The organism is Candidatus Synechococcus spongiarum (assembly GCF_900047545.1).
GTDB lineage: Bacteria > Cyanobacteriota > Cyanobacteriia > PCC-6307 > Cyanobiaceae > Synechococcus_B > Synechococcus_B spongiarum_C.
The window spans coordinates 1-20301 of the sequence record NZ_FITM01000018.1 but is presented as its reverse complement, the minus strand read 5'-3'; the positions used below and the strand labels follow the sequence as shown (position 1 = coordinate 20301).

Below are 20301 nucleotides of genomic sequence, written 5' to 3'. Positions count from 1 at the left end.
ATAAGAGATCTTATCTTCTTCTTGGAAATCTAAACTCTATTGTTTTTGACTATTGCGCTCGTCAGAAGATAAATACAACCAGCTTTACTCTGTTTCTACTGGAACAACTCCCTATCGTGCCGCCAGAACGTTATGAGCGTGAATGTTTCGGATTGAAGACAGCGGCGGAGATCCTGCGAGCCGCCGTCCTGGAACTCACCTACACCGCCCATGATATGGCCCCCTTGGCTCGCAACATGGGCCATGTGAGTGAGGGTGGCGAAGTTCTGCCGCCTTTCCCGTGGGACGAGGCTCGCCGTTTGCACCTGCGGGCCAAGCTGGATGCGCTCTTTTTCCACCTCTATGGTGTCACCAGCCGAGATGATGTGCGCTATATTTACTCCACCTTCCCCATCGTGGAGCGGCAAGACCGGGATGCCTATGGCTGTTATCGCTCCCTTGAGCTCTGCCTGGCTTATATGAATGCCTTAGCAGCGGAGCAACCGGATGCGGTGGTTGAGGGGTGAGAGTTAAGGAGTGGGTGTCTCAGAGGCTGTTGAAAAAGTTGACAAAGCCACTTGCGACAGAGAACCGACCCAGGAATTGATGCGAGATCAGCGAGAGCAACGCAGCTCTCTATTGCCTTAAATACTAGTCTGAAAACGGAGTTTAGCCAATAACTTGCCTCCACAGGGTGACGCTGTTGACATCGACTTGTGATAGCCAAAGTCTGTACATTGACCGGGAAGTGAACGTTTTTGGGGGCTTTTCAATAAGCTGGTTCATCAGGGGCCACAGCACAGAGCTGCTGTAAATAAGGGGGGATGGCGACGTCTACTGCGGTGGTTTGTTGCACCTCAGGACTAGGGGATGTAGCGAAGATTGCCCGTACAGACAAGCCGAACACATTTAAGATGTAGATTGCGCTTTTACGGGAGGGTTGATTGAATTTCTGAATTAGAGAATTTGTGTCGATTGTATCTATAGAATCAGGCAGATGATGATTAAATATACTAACTAATTCCAAAAGCGCTCCTTCAAAAGCCTCGGGATCCAGAATTCTGAATAGTCTGGAGAAGGCATCATGACTGGGAACATCATGTTTTAACTTTAGGAAGGTGCGCAGAAAATCCCTATGGACCTTACTGAAGTTTTCCATACCCACACACGTTTCATGTCCACAAATTACTGCGACAACAGCCAAAGTGAGCATTTCGGCAAAGTCGTGCTTCGTGGCATTGCTCTTACGGGGGTCCTCCAGCTTTTGAAAAGTCTCAACGATCCGAGAAGCCATGGTGTCAGCTGATCAGCCTCATGGGATTGTGAGTGAGGTTAGCGGCTGTGTCAAGGACTAATCGCACGATACAAATTACACTCATCCTGCAGGGGCCAGTTGAACGGCTGCCGCCTTCAACTCTGGCTGCTGGGAGATGGGGCAGCCCAGGGCGTGCATCAGGTCGTTCACCTCACAGGCGTCGTCCTGGCTCCCTCCCCAGTGCATGGGCAGAAACACTGTGCCCGGGCGAATTTGATCCCGGATGGACACCCGCGCTGTGACTTGACCACGGCGAGAACGGATGCGGGCAACGGCCCCGTCCGCCAACCCGGCCACGGTAGCATCCACGGGATTCACTTCCAACAACGGCTCGGGGTGCAGGCGGCGAAGACGCTCCAGTTGGCCGGTGCGGGTCATGGTGTGCCAGTGGCCCAGATAGCGGCCGGTGGTGAGCACCAGAGGGAAGGTCCTGTCAGGGGGTTCCGCCAGCCCCCCCGGCTGATCCACCATGAAGCGGGCCCGACCCGTGGGGGTGGGGAAGGTGCCCTTCTCGTAGAGCCGGCCACTGCCACGGCCGGGGGTGGCGCCAGCCGGGAACGGCCATTGCTGCGGTCCTTCCCGGCGCAATAGGTCATGGCTCAGGCCGGAGGCGTCGCACACACGGCCAGCCGAGAGCGCTACAAACTCTCCATACACCTCTGCCGCGGACCCGTAGGAAAACTGCTCGACGAAACCCAACCGTCGTCCCAGTTCCGCGAACACCTGCCAATCCGCCCGTGCTTCCCCCGGCGCCGCCCGAAACTCCGGACAAAAGGTGACCCGCCGCTCGGAGTTGACCATCACCCCGTCTTTTTCGCTCCACTGGGCTGCGGGCAGCACCAAGTGGGCGTAGCGGCTGGTTTCCGTGTTGCTGTAGGCCTCGCTCACCACCACCAGGGGACAGCGGGCCATGGCCGCCTTCACCTTCTCCAGTTGCGGCATGCTCACCAGGGGATTGGTGGCGGCCACCCACCAGAGGTCCAGAGCGCCGGTCTCCATGGCTTCAATCTGCTGCCAGGCGTTGAGGCCGGGTTGTGCAGCGATGGGTCCCAGCTTCCATCGGGCTTCCAGGTCTGCCCGGTGCTGCGGGTTGCTCACCTGGCGGTAGCCGGGCAGCAGGTGGGCAAGACCACCCGCCTCACGGCCGCCCATGGCGTTGGGTTGCCCCGTCAGGGAGAAGGGTCCGGCACCTGGGCGACCCATCTGCCCCGTCAGCAGGTGGAGATTAATGAGCCCGGACACGGTGGCGGTCCCCTCCACCGACTGGTTCACCCCCATGGACCACAGGCTCAGGGCCGCCCGACTGCGGACCCAAAGGCGCGCCACCAGGCGCAGCTCACTGCTGCTGATGCCACAGATGGACGCAACCCGATTTGGTGTCCAGTCCTGCAGCAGCTTGGCGTAGGCAAAAAAACCGTCTGTACACCCTTCGATGAAGTCGAAGTCCAGGGCGGTTTGCCGCAAGAGCAGGTGGCCGATGCCGTGCAGCAGCACCAAGTCCGTGCCGGGTCGAATGGCCAAGTGTACGTCCGCGGCGCTGCTGGTGGCAGTTTGACGAGGGTCCACCACGATGATCTGAAGGTCCCTCTTGTGGCGCCGTTTGCGCCGCCGCTTGGCCAGCCGCTGGAACAGGACCGGGTGGCAGTCCGCCATGTTGGCGCCAATGAGAAAGGCCACATCGCACTGATCCAGGTCTTCGTAGCAGCAGGGAGGGCCGTCGGAGCCCAGGCTGCGGGTATAGCCGGCCACGGCCGAACTCATGCAGAGACGGCTGTTGGCGTCAAAGTTGTTGGTGCCCAGAGCCCCCTTCAGCAGCTTCTGGGCCACGTAGTAGTCCTCGCAGTGAAACTGCCCCGAGCCGTACATGGCCAGGGCTTGGGGACCCTTCCCGGCCAGGGTGCTGCGAATGCGTTCCACCAGGATGGTGAAAGCCCTGTCCCAACTGACGGGCTGCAAGGGCAGATCCAGGCGGGGGCGATAGAGGGGGCAGGTGAGGCGACCGTTGTCCAGGGTTTGCCCCACCGTGGCCCCTTTGATGCACACCTGGCCCAGGTTGGAGGGATGGTGGCGATCCCCCCGCACTCCCCACACCGGGGTCCCGTCCTGGCCGCGAAGGGTGGCGCGCCCCTTGGCGGCAGGGGGCAGCAACTCCAGGCCACAGCCCACACCGCAGTAGGGACATTGGGAGCGCAGAGGGGGGTCCATGGCGGCAACCTGGGCAAGGTGGGTGCTCATGAGATGGTCGCGAGCTCTCCCTCGTGGAGTTCAGCGAAGGAGCCCTTGGGTTCCCGCAGGAAGAACATGCAGAAGAAGCCGACGACCAGCCCGGCAATCCCCAGCACCTGGAAAAAGGTGCTGTTGGAGGCGGCAATCACGGCGGGGGAAGGGTCTGCTCCACCCCCCATCCAGCCGGGGAGCAGGGCAAAGACGGTGAGATAGGCGACGGCACCCACGTTGCCGTAGGCGCCCACCAGCCCGGCCACCTGGCCGGTGACACGGCGCTTCACCAGGGGAACCATGGCAAAGGTGGATCCCTCCCCGGCCTGCACGAAGAAGGAGCAGAACATGGTGAGCACCAGGGCCAGGAGAATGCCGGCCGTGCCGGTGAAGGTGCCTGGTTCAATGAGGCTCATGAGTAGGTAGCCCACCCCCAGACCAATGGTGAGAAAGGCCATGGTGTTTTTCCTGGATCCCATGCGGTCGGAGAGGAGACCGCCCCCCGGACGGGCTGCCAGATTCATGAAGGCATAGGAGGCGGCCAGGGTGCCGGCCAGGGCTTTGGGCAGGTCAAACGTGGTCTCGAAGAAGCTGGGCAGCATGGACACCACCGCCAGTTCGGAACCGAAATTGACGATATAGGTGAGTTCCAGGATGGCCACCTGTTTGAATTCATAGCGGTCCTCCTTGTTGTAGGCCTTCTTGCCAGTGACCAGTTGCCAGTTGGTGCGAAGAACCCCCCAGGATTGCATTCCATACCAGATCACAATGGCCAGCAGGGCCATGGGATAGGTGGCCTCCGTGAGGAACCCCACGGTTTTGAGACGCCAGGCCAAAACCGCCAGGATGCCTGCAAAGGGAACGTTCATGCCCATGAGGCCCCAGAAGTCCCGCATGGATGTCACTTCCAGGCCAGCGGTTTTGTGGGGTCGCTGATAGGTTTTGCCAGGGGGCGTATCCCGCACACTTAAGAAATAGAAGACCCCGTAGATGGCGGCGATAATGCCGGTGAGGGCAATGGCGCCGCGCCAGTTGAGCACCACGTCACCAATCTGGGCGCCACCGGCAAAGCTGAGCCAGCCCGCCACAATCACCAGGGTGAGGGCCGAGAACGCAGAACCGAAGTTGCCCCAGCCTCCGTAAATGCCTTCGGCCAAGCCGATCTCCTTGGGAGGAAACCATTCCGCCACCATGCGAATTCCGATCACGAAACCGGCCCCCACAATGGAGAGCAGCAGTCGGGCCACCACCAATTGGCCAAAGCTTTGGGCCGTGGCAAACATTAGGCAGGGGATTGCCGCAAACACCAGAATGGCGGAATAGGTGAGGCGCGGTCCGAACTTATCCAGCAACATGCCGATAATCACCCGTGCCGGCACAGTGAGGGCAACATTGCAGATGGCAATGGTGCGGATCTGTCCCAGTTCCAGACCCATATCCTCTCTCACGGTGGTGGCCAGGGGAGCCAAGTTAAACCACACCACAAAGGTGAGAAAGAACGCAAACCAGGTGAGGTGAAGCGTTCTGTACCTCCCCTGGAAAGACCAGAGTTCACCAAGCATAGAAGTTAGGGGTTAGTCAAACCCTGGCTTCAAGAAAAAAGCGACCAGGGGCCTAGCTCGGTGCACAGGGCTAACCGATTGGCATCATGCAACCAACCCACGGGATTCAAGAATGTGGCTGTTGTTACACGATCTTGAGGGAACAATGAATGATCCTCTGATTATCTGTGTAGCGCCCGTTGCGGATGCCTTCCTCGTTTTGCTCTGAGCGTCCCCTGGCGGCGATTCTCTGCGGTGGTCGGAGCCGGCGCATGGGGCGCGACAAGGCCCTGCTGCCCCACCCCCATGGAGGCAGCCTGTTGCAGCATGCCTGCGCCATGGCTCTGGCCACCGGCCTGGAGACCATCTGCCTGAGCCGTCCCCACCAGGGTCACCGCCAGCACCTGGCCACTGCCCCGGCGCTGCGGCAGGTGGCCGTCCTGGAGGAACAGCCCCCTTGGGAGGGTCCCCTGCTGGCCTTGGCCAAGCTGACGACCACCTGTCCCGACCGCCCCATGGTGCTGCTGGCCTGTGACCTTCCCCATCTCAGTGTACCCCTCCTCAAGGCCCTGGCTGCTCCCATGCCACCCCGTCATGCGCGTCTCACAACCGACGGTGCCCAACAGCAGCCACTGCTGGCCACCTATGGCGCCGACCTGGCGGTCACCCTCCACCAGGCCGTGGCGGCCGGGGTGCGCAGCTTTCGTCAATGGCTGCCCAGCTTGCAGGTGGAGTGGCTACGGGTTCCCTCCACAGCGCTGGTGAACCTGAATCATCCCCAGGACCTTGCCGCCACCCATGACCACAGCCATCCATGATCACCTGAAGCGAGCCTTGGGGGTGCTGCGGCTCTCCCTCACGGCCCGCTGCAACCTGGCCTGCCGCTACTGCCGCCCCGAGAACCAGGATCCCCGGACCCTGCTCACCCATCAGCAACGCCTCAAGCTCGTTGGCGTGGCGGCCCAACTGGGTTGCCGCCGCCTGCGGCTCACGGGTGGGGAACCCCTGCTGGCTCCAGGCCTGGTGCCCTTGATTCAAGCCGTGAAAGCCCTGGACCTGGTGGAAGAGGTGGCCATCACCAGCAACGGGGTGCTGTTGGATCGTCCCCAGGCCCACCGCTTGCGGCAGGCGGGCCTGGACCGCATCACCATCAGCCTGGATGGGGCGGATCCCCAGGCTGTGCGCCGCATGGGGGGTGGGAACAGTTTTGCACAAGTGGTGGCGGCTGTTGGCCATGCCCAGGCCGTCGGTCTTCCCGTCAAGATCAACATGGTGGTGATGGCCCACGGCAACGGGGACCAAGTGGTCCCCATGGCACGTCTCTGCCGGAAACTGGGGGTGGAATTGCGGCTGATTGAGTACATGGACGTGGGGAACCGCAACGGTTGGCAGCCTCAACAGGTGCTCACTGCTGCCGCCATGACCGCCCGGATTGCCCGCTGTTGGCCCCTGCAACCCGTGGGTCGCCAGCCTGGCGCCACGGCACGACGTTGGCGTTACGGGGATGGGGGAGGATTTGTCTCCACCATTGCTTCCATCAGCGAACCGTTCTGTGGGGATTGCAACCGGTTGCGGGTGACCGCTGACGGGGTGGCCTACACCTGCCTCTTTGCCAGCCAAGGCACGGACCTGAAGCCCGCCCTGGACTCCCGGCAACCCGATGCCGTCCTGATGCGGCAACTGGCCTCCCTCTGGTGGCAGCGTCAGGATCGCTATAGCGAGGAGCGGGCCCTGCGGTCTCAACAGGCCGATCCCAGACGGCCCAGCCCCGCGGAAATGGCCTACATCGGTGGCTGATTCAACGGCTGATCCACAGGCTCCCGCAGCCGCGGCAGCAGTTGCACCAGGTTGCAGGGGTGGGTGGCATCATCAAGCTGGGCGCGGATCAGTTGGTCCCAGGCCGTGGTCACCGCATCCACGGAGCCCGGCAACACAAACAGGATCGTGCCGTTGGCTAGGCCAGCCAGGCAACGGCTTTGCAGGCTGCTGGTGCCAATGGATGCAAACGACACCACCCGGAACAATTCGCCAAAGCCGGTGATGGTTTTGTCCAGCAGGGGGGCGACGGCCTCCGGTGTGCCGTCCCGTCCCGTCAAGCCGGTGCCGCCAGTGCTGATCACCACCGCCACCTCTGGATTCGCGATCCAGCCACTGACCACGGCCCGAATCTGGTAGCGATCATCCGGCACCAGTTGCCGGTCCGCCAGTTCATGTCCCGCTTGGTGAAGGCGCTGCGCCAGGAGCGCACCGGAGGCATCCTCCGCCATGGAGCGGCGATCCGACACTGTGAGCAGGGCAATGGGAAGACAGGCCATGGCCAACTGTGGCACCAATGATCGTCCAGAATGCCCCAAGCCGGAATGCCTCAGGATTGTGTCCAGCACCGATCAAGCCATGACCAGGTCCACTGTGCGGGTCCTGTTGTTTGGCCAGTTGCGGGAGGACCAGGGCTGGCGCGAGCGGTTGGTGGAGTTGCCCCAGCCGGTCACCACGGTGGCTCGACTCCAGCAAGCCTTGGGCATCCACTGCCCCGGCCTTCGCTGGGCCGTCAACCAGGATTTCGCCACACCGGACCACCCGCTGCAACCCGGCGACGAACTGGCCTTTCTGCCCCCCACCACCGGGGGATAAGCCCCTGGCCAAGGTCGTGGGGCCACCAGTCCTGGCCGGTGCCGAGGCCGCGCCACGAAGCATGTTGGAGGAGCAGGGATTACTATTGCCTGTCCTCGGGCAAGAGGAGTTGGTACACCTTCTCAATCCGTGCATTGAGACCGGACCCAAGGGCGTCGATACGGGCGTTGAGGCTGGATCCGAGGGTATCGATGCGGGTGCTGAGGTCTCGAATGTCAGCCTTGAACTCGGCACTGAAGGCATCCATCCGGGCGTTGAACTCGGACCCGAGGGTATCGATGCGAACGTTAAGGTCTCGAACGTCGGCCTTGAACTCGGCGCCAAGGGCGTCCATCCGGGCGTTGAGGTCAGAGCCCATGGTGTCGATACGAGTGTTGATGCTGTAGATCCCGAAAACGATGGATAGCAATAGAGCGAGGATGGTCACCGCCAAACTCAGCATCGCCACCACTACGGCAGGCTCCAGCCATGGAAGGCGGCCAGAACCTGTGCTGCTGGGCACTGTTGTGGCCGTTGCCTGGGTCTGGGTTTCGGAACTGATGGGTGGGGTGTTGGGGGTCATGGGGTGAATGGATTCCTTACGCTGAAGACTTCCTACGGTGAACGGCTCTGGTTCCAGTATCGTGGCTGGCGCCTGCTTCCGTTTCTTTCCCCACCAGGAAATCTGCAAGGTTTGCCCGGATTGCCCCCTTATTTGAACCACCCTGTATATCGAGGTGACGGAGCAGCGGGCTGGTCACTGGCAACAAAAGCTGGCAACTGACGGCTGAACAGATTGGGCAAGAGGAGTTTGATACAGCATTGCCTGCTCGACAAAACGATGGCGACTGGCGGCGCCCGGACGGCCTGAATTCCACCGAGATGACCGCAGCAACAATTCCCTGACTCCAAGGGTTTGGCTGGGTCTGTGAAGAGGCCAACTCTACTTTTGCTATCTGCCGTCGGCCCATAAGTCACAACCTTGCTGAAATCACAACTTTTTCGCCACCGGATCCGTTTCCAGGAAGGCAGGCAAACTTATGATGGATGCCCCTGTTACCCATGGATCCTTTCCAACCCGCACCGCCGATGTCTTTCTCAGAGGCCCTGCCCCATTCCACAGGTCGTTTGCTGCCCGCCTGGGCGCCGTCGGGACCACTGGCTGTGCTCAATCCTGTGGGGCAGTTGATTGTCGCTGGCGGCCCGGTGATCGTGGTGTTGCTCGGGATGTCGATTCTGGCGTTGACGGTGGTGGTGGCCAAGGTTTGGCAATTTGCTTCCCTTGAGCTGAATCAGCTGCGGACGGTGCGCCACGTGCTGGCGTTGCACCTGGAGGGGGAATCAACCGAGGCGTTGGCCGTGGCGCGGCGTTGCCGCAACCCTGCTGCCGCTGTGCTGGCCCAGGCGATTCGAGGCCAGTGTCGCCAGATGCCCACCGCGGTGGTGCGGGAGGAGGTTGAGCGGACCAGCCATGCCCTTGTGATCTCCCTCAGGGCCAACTTGCGGTTGCTGGAGGTGACCGCCTCCCTGGCGCCCCTTCTTGGCCTTCTGGGAACCGTCCTGGGCATGATCAAGGCCTTTCAGCAGATTGCCCAGGCGGAAAACTCCATCAACCCATCCACCCTCTCGGGAGGCATTTGGGAAGCCCTGCTCACAACGGCCGTTGGCCTCAGCATTGCCATCCCTGTGGTGGCCGTCCACAACTGGCTGGAGGGGCGCGTTGAGCATTTCACTCATGGATTGGCCGACGTGACCACACGGGTGTTCACAACCGATCTGTCCCAGGATTATCCGGTCACGCCATGATCATGATGTTTTGCCCATGCCGCCGTTCGAGGGTTGCCGTCAGCCTGACACCGTTAATTGACGTTGTCTTTATCCTGCTCATCTTCTTTATGCTGGTATCCAACCTGCAAAGCACCAATATGATCGACCTCCGTGTGGGGAACAGGAACGCTACCCCCACGCAAGCACAAGACAGGGCATTGCTGGTGACCGTCAGCCGGGATGCCCTGCAACTGGACGGTCAACCCGTTCCTCTGGCGCAGTTGCGGGAGCAGGTGGCGCTTCAGCCACAGCGGCAGGTGACCCTTGAACCTGCAGATGGGGTGTCTTTACAACGCATCGTGGCTGTGCTGGACCAGTTGCGTGGCGCAGGAGCCAGCCAGGTGTCTTTTCTGGCAGCCGCGTCGGGAGAATGAGCCGTGTACCTTCAAAGGCGACGCCCCATGGGCCTTCTCCCCATGGGCCTACAAGGGAGAAGTGGCAAGAATGACGACGAGCGGGTGCTGCCCCTCATCAACATGGTGTTTCTGCTGTTGATCTTTTTCATGCTGGCAGGGAAGCTGACAGCGGAGCAGGTGAAGATCGAGCCTCCTCTTTCCGCCAGCCGGGATCCATCCTCCCCCCAAGCTGTGACCCTGTCCATGGATGCCCAGGGCCGCCTTCTCCTCAATGCAGAGATGGTGCCTCAGGACAACTTGCAGCTTGCCCTGGCCCAGTATCCTGACGTGGGAACCATGGATTCACCGCTGATTCTGCGGGCTTCGGCAGCAGCAGATGCCACCAAGGTGGTGACTGTGATGAGTCGCCTGCGGGATGCCGGGATCGACCAACTTCAGCTTCTGACCATCACGGACCATCGCTGACGCCCCATGATCCTCAACCCCATGCAATGGACCCTGGCGTTTGCCGCCGCCCTCACCACCCATGCCCTGGCGGTGGTGCTGGTGCCTCAGGACCTGTCCAGGCGTCCGAGCGCCCCTCCCCCCAGGCCCGTTCTGGTGTCCCTGGCCACCGCGCCAGCACCGGTCCTCCCCACTCCTGCGGTGACACCCCCGGCGCCCGTGCGCCCCACACCGCCGTTGGCCAGGCAGCCCGAGCCTGAGGTATCACAACCAACGCCTGAGGTTGTTGTGCCACCCCAGCCCGCACCCGTACCAACCACGGTCAAGCAGGAGCCGTTGACGCAGCCATCTGTGGCTGCCGTCAATCCGATGCCGGTAACAACGCCACCAGCGCCATCCAGGCCGTCAACAGCCGCTGTCAGCAACGATAACAGGCCTCCCGCCCAGGAGGCGCCTGCCCCTCCCGCCCAGGAGGTGCCTGCCACTGTCACCACAGCGGCGGCGCCCACGCCTGTCCTGGATAACGTGGACCTGGCCCAATTACGGAGCCAGTATGGCAAAACTGCCCACCGCTGGCTGAACAAACATAAACGCTATCCTCGCCGTGCGCAGTATCGTGGGGAGGAGGGAACAGTTCTGGTGACGTTTGTCGTGAATCGCCATGGTGAAGTCTTGAACCATGAGGTGGAGCGCAGCAGTGGTAACCCCCTTCTGGATAAAGAAGCCTTGGCAATGATTAAACGTGCCCAGCCTTTACCTGGGTTTTCCGATGAACTTGCAAAAGTTAAAGACACCATCACGGTGCGTGTCAAAGTACCGTTTAAATTGCACTAACTTTCAGTTTCAATAGATAGACAGATCAATGTCATATTGTCCAGCTCGCAGGGGATGTGGCGATCAGGGCCACGACAGGTCCGATGGAAACTTTACAATCAAGTTGTATTGATTGAGAGCGTGAGCTGCGATGGACAACGTTGCGACCAACAACATTGTGGCCGTCAGCGGCGCCAGCGGACGGACGGGATTTCGTATTGCCGAAGAAGCCCTGGCCCATGGCCAGGCTGTGCGGCTGTTGGTGCGGCCAGCCTCGAAGCTGCCCCCGTCCCTGGCCCGTTGCGACATCCGGCGTTTGGATTTTGGCCGGTTGTCCCAGCTTGTGGAGGCCCTTCGCGGTTGCCACAGCCTGGTGATGGCTACGGGGGCACGACCATCCGCCAATCTCTTCGGGCCGTTTCAAGTGGATACCCAGGCTGTACAGCGGCAGGTGCAGGCCTGTCAACAGGTGGGCGTGGGACGGGTGGTGCTGGTGAGCTCCCTGTGCAGTGGCCAGTTCTGGCATAATCTCAACCTGTTCGGCCTGATCCTGGTGTGCAAGCGCTGGGGAGAAGAGGCTCTGGAGCACAGCGGCCTGGACTGGACCATTGTGCGGCCAGGGGGCCTGAAAGAAACAGAAGCCAATCTGGAGCAACAAGAGTTGGTGGTCAGTGGCGCCGACACCCAGCAGCAGGGCACCATTCCCCGCCGCCTGGTGGCCCGCTACTGCCTGGAGTGCCTCGACACCCCCGACACCATCCACCAAGTGTTGGAGATCACCAGCCAGCCCCGCCCGGCGCCGTGATCCGGCATCCCCAGCCTCCCCACCACGGCAGACTGGGAGCCCCAGCGATTCCTCCGGATCCCATGGATCACAGCACTGGCAAAACCACCCCCCTCCACGACGACGCCCAAGCCGCCGGAGCCCGCTTCAATCCCTTTGCCGGCTGGATCATGCCCCTGCAGTTCGCTGGGGTGGTGGTTGAGCACCGGGCTGTGCGTAGCGCCGTTGGGGTATTCGATATCTCCCATATGGGGGTGCTGACCCTGCGGGGACCGGCGGTGAAGGATGCCCTCCAGGACCTGGTGCCATCGGATCTGGGGCGCATTGGGCCAGGGGAAGCCCAGTACACGGTCCTGCTCAACCAACAGGGGGGCATCCTTGATGACTTGATCGTCTATGACCGTGGCCTGGTGGCAGGTGGGCATGAAGTGGTGGTGGTGGTCAATGCCGCCCGCTGCGCTGCGGACACCGCCTGGCTGGAGCACCATCTTGTACCCAGGGACTGCACCATCTCCGACCGCAAAGGCGACGGGGTGCTGCTGGCCCTGCAGGGTCCCCGGGCCGTGCCCCTGCTGGAGCGTTTGCGGGGCTGGGACCTGCAAGGGCTGCCCCGTTTTGGCCATCGCCAACTGGACTGGGGGCATGAGCAGGTGTTTCTGGCCCGCACCGGGTACACCGGTGAGGACGGGGTGGAGATGCTGTTGTCCCGTGCAGGGGGGCAACGGTTGTGGCGGGAGCTGCTGGAGCATGGGGTGCAACCTTGTGGTCTGGCGGCCCGCGACACCCTGCGCCTTGAGGCAGCCCTTCACCTGTATGGCCAGGACATGGACACCAGCCACACCCCCCTGGAGGCCTCCCTGGGCTGGTTGGTGCATCTGGAAATGCCCCATCCTTTCATCGGTCGCGACGTTTTAGAAACCCAAACCCGGACGGGTGTGCCACGACGACTGGTGGGCCTCACCCTGCAGGGGCGCGCCATCGCCCGGCACGGCCATACCATCCTGGACACCACAGGGGACATTATTGGGGTGGTCACCAGCGGCACCTGGTCCCCCAGCCTGGGCCACGCCGTTGCCCTGGGCTACGTGCCCCCCACCATGGCCAAACCCGGCACGGACCTGTTGGTGCAGGTACGGGGCCAGCAGGTGGCCGCCCGTGTGGTGCGCCGTCCCTTCTATCGCCGTCCGGCGGCGCCACTTGCCGGGTGATATGTTGAAGCCCTAGAGTTTCTCTTCAAGACAATCGTTTTTCACGGGAAAGGAGGTCACTGTGGAGCCCATCCCCAACGCCATGGCCTTCTTTGACCGCAGTGCGGGCCGTTGGCGTTCCCAGCGCACCAGCCATCATTTACTCCACCGCCGCACGGAGGCAGGCACCAGCCACGTCGAAGTGGTCACGCTGGTCCCGGAGGACGAGCGCCTAGTGGCCATTGCCCGTCTTCACGGCGAACTGCCCGAGGCCGTCCGGGGCGGCTGCCATGTGCGTTGGCTGGGGTCCATGGCCTGGGACCGGGCCGGGGAGGATCACCAGGGGGAGACGGTCTTTGCCCTGATTCCCACCGACGACCACGGTCGCCGGGGAAAGCTGCTGCGGGACCGTGGCTATGCCGAGACCACAACGGTGGCGGGACAGTTCCGCATGGACGACGAGGATGGCCTGGAGCTGATCACCACCTACGAGACCATGCACAGCCGGGAACGTTTCTGGTTCATCAGCCCCCAGGTGCGTCTACGCACCAGCACGGTGGAGGGGCTCTCCAATACGGCATCCTTGTCTGTTGAAACCCGGATTCAAGACACCGGTGGGCCTGAGCTGACACCCAATCCACCACTGGACACGACACTACGGCAGGCCGCCCTGGGCTGGTGAGCAACGTTAAGGACTGTGATTCCATCGCCCCCTGCCGACCATGTCTCAGCGGATTGTCTTCTAGCATCCAAGCCGTACCGAGCCGGTGAACTGTGGCACTTCCGCTTCTCAACTACGCCCTTGAAACCCAGAATTCCCGGGTGCAAGACCACGGGGGGGCTGATGATGACAAAGCGCGCATCTTCACCACCCAGCAGGTGCTCAGCAACGCCGATACCGATGCCCTCATCGAAGCAGCGTATCGGCAGATCTTTTTCCATGCCTTCAAGTGCAACCGGGATGCCTTTCTGGAGTCCCAATTGCGCAGCAACCAGATCACGGTGCGGGATTTCATCCGCGGCCTTCTGCTCTCAGACACCTTCAAAAGCTCCTTCTACCGCTTCAACAGCAATTACCAAGTGGTGACCCAGATGGTGCAGCGGGTCCTGGGGAGGAATGTCCATGGCCAGGCGGAAACCATTGCCTGGTCGATTGTCATTGCCAGCAAGGGTCTGGTGGGCTTTGTGGATGCCCTTCTGGATTCCCAGGAGTATATCGATAATTTCGGCTACGACACGGTCCCCTACCAGCGCCGCCGGATGCTGCCGGGTCGGGAATTGGGAGAAACGCCGTTCAACATCAAGTCTCCTCGCTACGAGTCCTACTGGCGCGGTATTCTGGGCTTCCCCAGGGCTGTCTTTGTCGGCACCACTACCAAGAAGTTGCCTTCCCGAGCCCGTGTAAGCCGTGGCGGTAACCCCAACGACTACCGCGACTGGGTTGGCGACGTGGGCGCCACCCGGTGTGTTGCCGGTGGCAGCACCAACACGTCCTTCGATTACATGAGCAAGGTGCGCTACCGCAAGGTCTGAGGCGAGGCACGGGAATGGGGGATCACTGTTAGGGAAGCCTCACCGATGGCGCCGGAATGGTTGTGATTTTGGCAAAACCTCTCCACAGTGATCCCAAAGTCTTTCTTTAGCGATGGCCGACCTTCCTCACCTCTCCTCCCTGGCCCGCCTCACCCTCAGGCAACTCCGCTCTATTGCCAGCCAATTGGGCGTCAGCCTCTATAGCCGCAAAAGCAAAAGCGCTCTGGTTCAAGAGATTGACCAGTATTCAAGAGAGGAGCAGCCGGCGTCACCCCAAGCCTCTGAATCCAACGGTTCCGAATCCGTGCAGAAGAGCGGCGCTGCTGCCCCTCAAAAACCACCCGGCCAGGCTGTTCCAGAGGCCTCTGCGCCCCGGCCCGAAGCAGAGGCATCGACAGTTGCCAAAGACAATGACCGTGTTGTCTTCTTGCCCCGTGACCCGGAGTGGGGCTACGTCTTCTGGGAGATCTCTCCGGAAACCCGCAAAGCTGCCGAAGATGCTGGAGCCCAGCAACTGTGCTTGCGGGTCAGCGACGTGACAGGCCTGGGGGAGGGCGCTGCCCATCCCCACGCCCTCCAGGAGGTGCCTGTAGATACAAACGTCACGGATTGGCAGGTGCCGATGCCCCTCAGCAATCGGGATTACCGGGTTGAGCTGGGTTTCCGGCTGGAGGATGCCGGCTGGCTGTCCGTGGCGTTCTCTGCCAAGGCAAGGGTGCCTGCAGCCAAGCCCAGTGAGCAGATTCTGGATCAGTTTGTGCCGTTTTCCCTGGATATCGCCACCCCCATCCCCCTGCCCACCCCGGAGGAGGTCCCTCTGGACAGCACCATTCACGAACGGCTCTACCAGGTGGCCACTGGCTTCTCTCTCCGCAGGCAGGGGTCGGAAGGGTTCCAGCAACCGCTGCTGGAGCTTGGAGAACAAGGGGAGCAAGCCGGCTTCTCCGATTCCGCCGCCGGCATCTGGGCCAGTGGTCGTACGGACTCCGGTGCTGGGGTGGCACGCCAGCGCTCCTTCTGGCTGGTGGCGGATGCCGAACTCATTGTCTATGGCGCCACAGATCCTTCCGCCTCCCTGACCATTGGAGAAGAGCCGGTGCCCCTCACGCCGGAAGGCACCTTCCGCATCCAGGTGCCTTTCCGTGACGGCCAGCAGCACTATGCCATCAAGGCGGTGGCGGCCGATGGGGAGCAGAAGCGTGAGGTCACCATGGCCTTCCAGCGCACAACCCCCTGCGACAACACCAACACCGCCGCAGACGCTGTAGGGGAGTGGTTTTGAGGCTGGTGTGGAAACTCCTCCCCCTGGCGGGGGTGATCATCGTTCCCCAGGCGGTGCCGCGGTTGATGGTTCACCTGGGAATTGGTGTGGGCGTGGCGTTTGCCGTTGTGGCAGTTTGTCTGTGGTTTGCCCTGCTGGTGAGTCGTGCCCGGATGCCTGGGCATTGAGATAGAGGGTTCGTGTGGGGAAGGCAAACTCGATGCCCTGCTCCGCAAACATTTGCACCAAAGCCACGTTCACCTGCTGCTGGGCATCAAGAGCCTGCACGTAGTCGTTGGTGGGGATGTTGTAGCAGAGTTCAAAATCCAGACTGCTGGCGCCAAATTCGACGAAGTGACAACGGTCGAAGTCGGCATCCTTCACCCCCTCCACAATGGCCCGCACCATGGTGGGGATCTGCTTCAGCACCTGGGGGAGTGTGTCGTAGGTGACGCCGAAGCGGTAGATGCGGCGGCGGCGCTTCATCACTGTGTAGTTGGAGAGGGTCTGGTTGGCCAGGGATGAGTTAGTCATCACCACCAGTTCCCCGTCCACGCTGCGCAACCGTGTGGAGTGGATGCCCACCTGCTCCACCCTGGCCCAGGTGCCGCTGTCGCCAACGTGGAGAAAGTCTCCGTTGCGGAAGGGCTTGTCCAGGAGAATGTAGATGTATTCAAAGAACTCGGCCACGGGTTTTTGGAGCGCCAGCCCGGCACCGATGCCACCGGCGCTCAGCAGCGCCCACAGGGCGCCCAGGGGGACACCGAGGGACTGCATGTAGATCACCCCCCCCAGCACCCAGACCACGGCCCGCAACATGGGTTTCAGGGCTGTAAGGATCTCGAAACCAGCATCGTCGTCCCGATCCTTGGCGAGTCGTTGGAAGGCGCTGGTGAGCAGCCGCACCAGGATGCCGTTGGTGGCCTGCACAAGCACCACTGCGGTCACCAGCCCGGTCAGGGCTGTAACGATCCGGTCACCAATGCCCTCGTAGGGAATCCCTTCCCAAGCCCAGACCACCACTGTCATGGACAACATGGGCACCAGGGCCTTGTGGGCTGCCCTGACGATGAAGTCATCGGTGGTGGTGGCGGTTCTGCGGGTGAGCCGTGTGGCGGTGGCCAGACCGATGCGCCCCAGCAGCCAGACCACCAGCAGCCCGCCCATCAGCTTGGCCAACGCAACGGGTAGCGCGGCAATCAACTCCTGGGCAGGCATGAAATCGTAGAAAAACCGACCTTCAGCCTATTCCCGTCACCAGGACGCAAGAAACTTTTTAGGCTGGTGGGCGCATATTTTGGGCGAAAGTCCCTTGGCGTCTTCTGTCTTGCAGACTGAGCAGCCGCTGCGCTACGACCACGGCAGGGATCTGCTCTGGCTGCTGCTGCGGCCATGGCGGTTGATCAGCCGTCTTCTGGTGCTGTTGATGCACTTCACCGGGCTGGCGGCGCGGCTGGTGACCCAGGGGAGCAGCACGGACTCTGGGGTCCAGAGTCGCTTGGCCCAGACGGTGTTGAAAACTCTCACCCAGCTTGGCCCCTGCTTCATCAAGGTGGGCCAGGCTCTTTCCACCCGACCCGATCTGGTGCCCGGCGCCTGGCTGGATGAACTCACCAAGCTGCAGGATCAACTGCCGGCCTTCCCCCTGGATGCCGCAAGGGAGATGGTGGAAACAGACCTGGGACAGCCTGTGGACAAGTTGTTCCGCACCTTTCCCCGGGAACCCATTGCCGCCGCCTCTTTGGGGCAAGTCTATAAGGCACGACTCAACAACGGCCTCTGGGTGGCGGTGAAGGTGCAGCGGCCCGGCCTGGAGGTGGTGATCCGTCGGGATCTGGTGCTGCTGCGGCTTCTTGCCATGGTGTTCGGCCCTGCCCTGCCCCTCAATCTGGGGGATGGGTTGCCAGCCATCGTGGACGAGTTCGGCAGCAAGCTTTTTGAGGAGATCGACTACGACGCCGAGGCCCGCCACGCCCGACGCTTTGCCCAGCAGTTCCGCGATAATCCAACGGTGACGGCGCCAGCAGTGGTGGGCAGCCACAGTAGCCAGCGAATTCTCACCACCGTCTGGCTGGAAGGTCCCAAGCTACGGGATCCGAAGGAGTTGCGCCGCCATGGCCTAGATCCCACCGCCTTGATCCGCACAGGGGTGACTGCGGGGCTGGAGCAGTTGCTGGAGCACGGCTTCTTCCATGCAGACCCCCACCCGGGCAACCTGATTGCCCTGCCTGGCCGGATAGGGGACAAGGGCCATCTTGGCTACGTGGATTTCGGGATGATGGACGAGATCAGCCAGGAGGACCGCCTGATCATCACCGACTCCATCATCCATCTGATCAACAAGGACTACGAGAGCCTGGCGGACGATTTTATCTGCCTGGGCTTTCTGCGGCCCGACGTGGACCGGCGGCGCATCGTGCCCGCACTCCGGGAGGTGCTGGCCATGAAGCTGGCTGACGCGGTGAGTGACTTCAACTTCAAGCAGGTGACGGATCGCTTCTCGGAGTTGATGTACGACTACCCCTTCAGGGTACCCGCCCGGTTTGCCTTGATCATTCGTGCCCTGGTGAGCCAGGAGGGTGTGGCCCTGCGGCTGGATCCGGGTTTTCGGATTGTGGGGGTGGCCTATCCCTACGTGGCGCGGCGGTTGCTGGCGGCGGATACGGCGGAGTTGCGGGACAAGCTGCTGGACGTGCTTTTTGACCAGGAGGGGCGGCTGCGGCTGGAACGGCTGGACAGCCTGTTGAGGGTGGCCCGGGACACGGGAGATGGGCAAGATGTGTTGCCCCTGGCCAGTTCCGGACTCCGTCTCCTGTTCACCGCGGATGGCCAGATGTTGCGCCAGCGCTTGTTGCAAACCCTGGTGCGGGATGATCGCCTGCAGACACAGGATCTGGCGGGGCTGCTGAGCCTGCTGCAACGTCACTTCGGGGCTGCCGATGTAGCCAGGGGTCTGGCCCAGTCCCTCTGGAAACGCCTGAATCCCCTCGCCGTTTGAGGTGACCGCCCCTGCAGTGGTTTGCCCTACACTGCAATCCACTGGATCGGCACTGTGGTTGAAGATGTTGTGAGTCCAGCACTGCAGGAGCAGTTGGATGCGCTCCTGACGACCCCCTATCACTGGCAGAGTCAGCCCCCCTATGCCCTCAGCGCAATGGGCCTGCTGACGGCCTTGTTATGCGGGTTGACCTTTGCCCGCCAAATTGGCCAGCGCCTGGAGGGTTGGAAACAGGATCGTCTACCCCTCTTGCCCCTGGGGCGCCCCACAATGGTGATTCCCTATGGGGGTATCGTGATGGGGACGGTCCTATTCATTGGTGCCGGTCTGCAAGTGTTCGGCTTTGGCGCCGGGAGCAGTTTTTTCCTGGCCCTTCTTCTGGCGGTAGCCACCGGCGCCGGGCTCTGGCAACAGTTGGAGGACCTCATGGGGCAGGTGGAGAACGGCACCTTCGCCGCCGCAGATTCCGACTTCTTTGACAACCGCCGCTGATCACTGCCTTGGCCATCTAAGCCCCACACCTTTAGCCCCTTCCAGGCTTCTCCTGGTGGAAGACGATGACACCATCCGTGAAATCATTGCCGAGAGCTTAACGGCCGAAGGATTTCTGGTGGCAGTGGGTTGGGGTTGGCCATTATGCAGCACATTGCCACCACCTACGGGAGGCACGTGCGCGCCCTCAACCGCCATGAAGGGGGGCGTCCGTGCGGCTGATCCTGCCCATGAATCCACCCGTTTCTCAAGAGACGGGTCTGACGGCGGGGCGTTGAATCTACCTGCTTGTGGCATGATTCTCTCTTCCCATCCACCTGTAGACACACTGTTGGCCCGGACGAGTTCTGCGCCACCCCTTGGTAGCTGCAACCCATCAACCGAAGCAACAGCAGTGCAGTTCAGGCAGTCATCAATCGCACTACTGTATGGATGCACGCTGCGCCATTGATACATGCCAGTAATTTCCCCCGGACTGACGCAATGGATGGCGTCGAGCTTCTTCACTGCCTTGTTGGGGCTGATCTGGTATGAAGTCAAGGCCGGTGAAGGCAGAGTCAACAAGCGGATTGACCAATCTACGGGAAGATATGAAAGACGGACTGACCAAGTCGGAGGACTGGTAGGAGGCCATGAGGACTGAGCAGCGGGAAGACAACAAATCCCTGAATGAAAAGCTGGACCGCCTGCTGGAAGGCCACTTCTCCAAACTCTCCTGACCCTCTGTCCCGTATCCCACCACTGCCAACAACGGAACTAGTAGTCAAGGGCTTGACAAAATGAGAGGGAGGCGGGGACCAATAGGATTGCCCGCTGAGGAGAGCCCTGAACCTAGTGAGCATCAGCCAAGCCAGCGTTTTGCTGACCCCTCTTGCCTACACCCGGTACCTGGAGGAGCAGCGCTGGGGCCAGCAGCCCTGTTGTCCTGATTGCGGTAGTCAGCG

At 61.6% G+C, this 20301-nt stretch carries 22 protein-coding genes and 1 pseudogene; 17 read left to right on the top strand and 6 right to left on the bottom strand.

Annotated features, from left to right (window positions below):
* The coding region (locus FLM9_RS00740) for a hypothetical protein (RefSeq protein ID WP_368794365.1) at window positions 1-506 on the top strand (506 nt) is incomplete at its 5' end.
* Between the two features lie 242 nt (window positions 507-748).
* On the opposite strand, the gene FLM9_RS00735 is transcribed toward FLM9_RS00740, so the two are convergent.
* From FLM9_RS00735 to FLM9_RS00725, 3 genes are all read right to left on the bottom strand, one after another.
* Window positions 749-1273, bottom strand: a complete 525-nt coding sequence (locus tag FLM9_RS00735) for an ISAs1 family transposase (protein WP_074456797.1) — start codon at window positions 1271-1273, stop codon at window positions 749-751.
* Between the two features lie 81 nt (window positions 1274-1354).
* A complete protein-coding gene (locus FLM9_RS00730) occupies window positions 1355-3529 on the bottom strand; it encodes a molybdopterin oxidoreductase family protein (RefSeq protein ID WP_074456796.1) in 2175 nt (724 codons plus the stop codon).
* Window positions 3526-5073 carry a NarK family nitrate/nitrite MFS transporter gene (locus FLM9_RS00725; RefSeq protein ID WP_074456795.1) on the bottom strand — a complete coding sequence of 516 codons (1548 nt, stop codon included), beginning with the start codon at window positions 5071-5073 and terminating at the stop codon, window positions 3526-3528. Before FLM9_RS00725 ends, FLM9_RS00730 begins: the two co-directional genes overlap by 4 nt.
* A 185-nt stretch (window positions 5074-5258) precedes the next feature.
* Between FLM9_RS00725 and FLM9_RS00720 the strand changes: the two genes are divergently transcribed.
* Both FLM9_RS00720 and moaA read left to right on the top strand, forming a co-directional pair.
* Window positions 5259-5870: a molybdenum cofactor guanylyltransferase gene (locus FLM9_RS00720; RefSeq protein WP_081340084.1), complete on the top strand. Its 612-nt coding sequence runs from the start codon at window positions 5259-5261 to the stop codon at window positions 5868-5870.
* On the top strand, window positions 5851-6849 hold the full coding sequence (moaA, locus tag FLM9_RS00715; RefSeq protein ID WP_074456794.1) for a GTP 3',8-cyclase MoaA: 999 nt from the start codon (window positions 5851-5853) through the stop codon (window positions 6847-6849). The genes FLM9_RS00720 and moaA overlap by 20 nt, the downstream gene beginning before the upstream one ends.
* Here moaA and moaB read toward each other — a convergent pair.
* Window positions 6834-7367: a molybdenum cofactor biosynthesis protein B gene (gene moaB, locus FLM9_RS00710; RefSeq protein WP_074456793.1), complete on the bottom strand. Its 534-nt coding sequence runs from the start codon at window positions 7365-7367 to the stop codon at window positions 6834-6836. The genes moaA and moaB overlap by 16 nt on opposite strands.
* A gap of 79 nt (window positions 7368-7446) precedes the next feature.
* Between moaB and FLM9_RS00705 the strand changes: the two genes are divergently transcribed.
* Window positions 7447-7683: a MoaD/ThiS family protein gene (locus FLM9_RS00705; protein ID WP_074456805.1), complete on the top strand. Its 237-nt coding sequence runs from the start codon at window positions 7447-7449 to the stop codon at window positions 7681-7683.
* Between the two features lie 82 nt (window positions 7684-7765).
* Here FLM9_RS00705 and FLM9_RS00700 read toward each other — a convergent pair whose 3' ends face one another.
* Window positions 7766-8245 carry a hypothetical protein gene (locus tag FLM9_RS00700; RefSeq protein ID WP_143324525.1) on the bottom strand — a complete coding sequence of 160 codons (480 nt, stop codon included), beginning with the start codon at window positions 8243-8245 and terminating at the stop codon, window positions 7766-7768.
* A 506-nt stretch (window positions 8246-8751) separates the two neighbouring features.
* Here FLM9_RS00700 and FLM9_RS00695 point away from each other — a divergent pair.
* The 10 genes and pseudogenes from FLM9_RS00695 to FLM9_RS08830 all read left to right on the top strand — a co-directional run.
* On the top strand, window positions 8752-9468 hold the full coding sequence (locus FLM9_RS00695; RefSeq protein ID WP_081340083.1) for a MotA/TolQ/ExbB proton channel family protein: 717 nt from the start codon (window positions 8752-8754) through the stop codon (window positions 9466-9468).
* The gene (locus tag FLM9_RS00690) at window positions 9465-9863 is read left to right on the top strand and encodes an ExbD/TolR family protein (protein WP_074456791.1); all 399 of its coding nucleotides are present in this window, start codon (window positions 9465-9467) and stop codon (window positions 9861-9863) included. Before FLM9_RS00695 ends, FLM9_RS00690 begins: the two co-directional genes overlap by 4 nt.
* Before the next feature lie 27 nt (window positions 9864-9890).
* Window positions 9891-10310: an ExbD/TolR family protein gene (locus FLM9_RS00685; protein WP_081340082.1), complete on the top strand. Its 420-nt coding sequence runs from the start codon at window positions 9891-9893 to the stop codon at window positions 10308-10310.
* Between the two features lie 6 nt (window positions 10311-10316).
* Window positions 10317-11123, top strand: a complete 807-nt coding sequence (locus FLM9_RS00680) for an energy transducer TonB (RefSeq protein WP_074456790.1) — start codon at window positions 10317-10319, stop codon at window positions 11121-11123.
* A 130-nt stretch (window positions 11124-11253) separates the two neighbouring features.
* Window positions 11254-11907 (top strand): SDR family oxidoreductase, encoded by a 654-nt coding sequence (locus FLM9_RS00675; protein WP_074456789.1) that lies wholly within the window; start codon window positions 11254-11256, stop codon window positions 11905-11907.
* 62 nt (window positions 11908-11969) lie between these two features.
* Entirely contained in the window at window positions 11970-13094 is a 1125-nt protein-coding gene (gene gcvT, locus FLM9_RS00670; protein ID WP_074456802.1) for a glycine cleavage system aminomethyltransferase GcvT, read from the top strand.
* 82 nt (window positions 13095-13176) lie between these two features.
* Window positions 13177-13755: a phycobiliprotein lyase gene (locus tag FLM9_RS00665; RefSeq protein WP_074456801.1), complete on the top strand. Its 579-nt coding sequence runs from the start codon at window positions 13177-13179 to the stop codon at window positions 13753-13755.
* Window positions 13756-13847: 92 nt separating this feature from the next.
* Window positions 13848-14606, top strand: coding sequence for a phycobilisome rod-core linker polypeptide (locus FLM9_RS00660; RefSeq protein ID WP_074456788.1), 759 nt, complete (start codon window positions 13848-13850; stop codon window positions 14604-14606).
* A gap of 112 nt (window positions 14607-14718) precedes the next feature.
* Window positions 14719-15888 (top strand): DUF4912 domain-containing protein, encoded by a 1170-nt coding sequence (locus FLM9_RS00655; protein WP_074456787.1) that lies wholly within the window; start codon window positions 14719-14721, stop codon window positions 15886-15888.
* Window positions 15879-15965: pseudogene (locus FLM9_RS08830) on the top strand (hypothetical protein); the annotation flags it as partial. The gene FLM9_RS00655 and the pseudogene FLM9_RS08830, both read left to right, overlap by 10 nt.
* On the opposite strand, the gene FLM9_RS00650 reads toward FLM9_RS08830, so the two are convergent.
* Window positions 15925-17085, bottom strand: a complete 1161-nt coding sequence (locus FLM9_RS00650; protein WP_074456786.1) for a mechanosensitive ion channel family protein — start codon at window positions 17083-17085, stop codon at window positions 15925-15927. The pseudogene FLM9_RS08830 and the gene FLM9_RS00650 overlap by 41 nt on opposite strands.
* 127 nt (window positions 17086-17212) lie before the next feature.
* Between FLM9_RS00650 and FLM9_RS00645 the strand changes: the two genes are divergently transcribed.
* The 3 genes from FLM9_RS00645 to FLM9_RS08780 all read left to right on the top strand — a co-directional run.
* Complete coding sequence (locus tag FLM9_RS00645) at window positions 17213-18865, top strand: ABC1 kinase family protein (RefSeq protein WP_074456800.1); 1653 nt, start codon at window positions 17213-17215, stop codon at window positions 18863-18865.
* Window positions 18866-18919: 54 nt separating this feature from the next.
* Complete coding sequence (locus FLM9_RS00640; protein WP_074456799.1) at window positions 18920-19357, top strand: hypothetical protein; 438 nt, start codon at window positions 18920-18922, stop codon at window positions 19355-19357.
* An 834-nt stretch (window positions 19358-20191) separates the two neighbouring features.
* Window positions 20192-20301 (top strand): transposase (locus FLM9_RS08780; protein WP_180365248.1); only part of this gene is annotated, 110 nt, incomplete at its 3' end.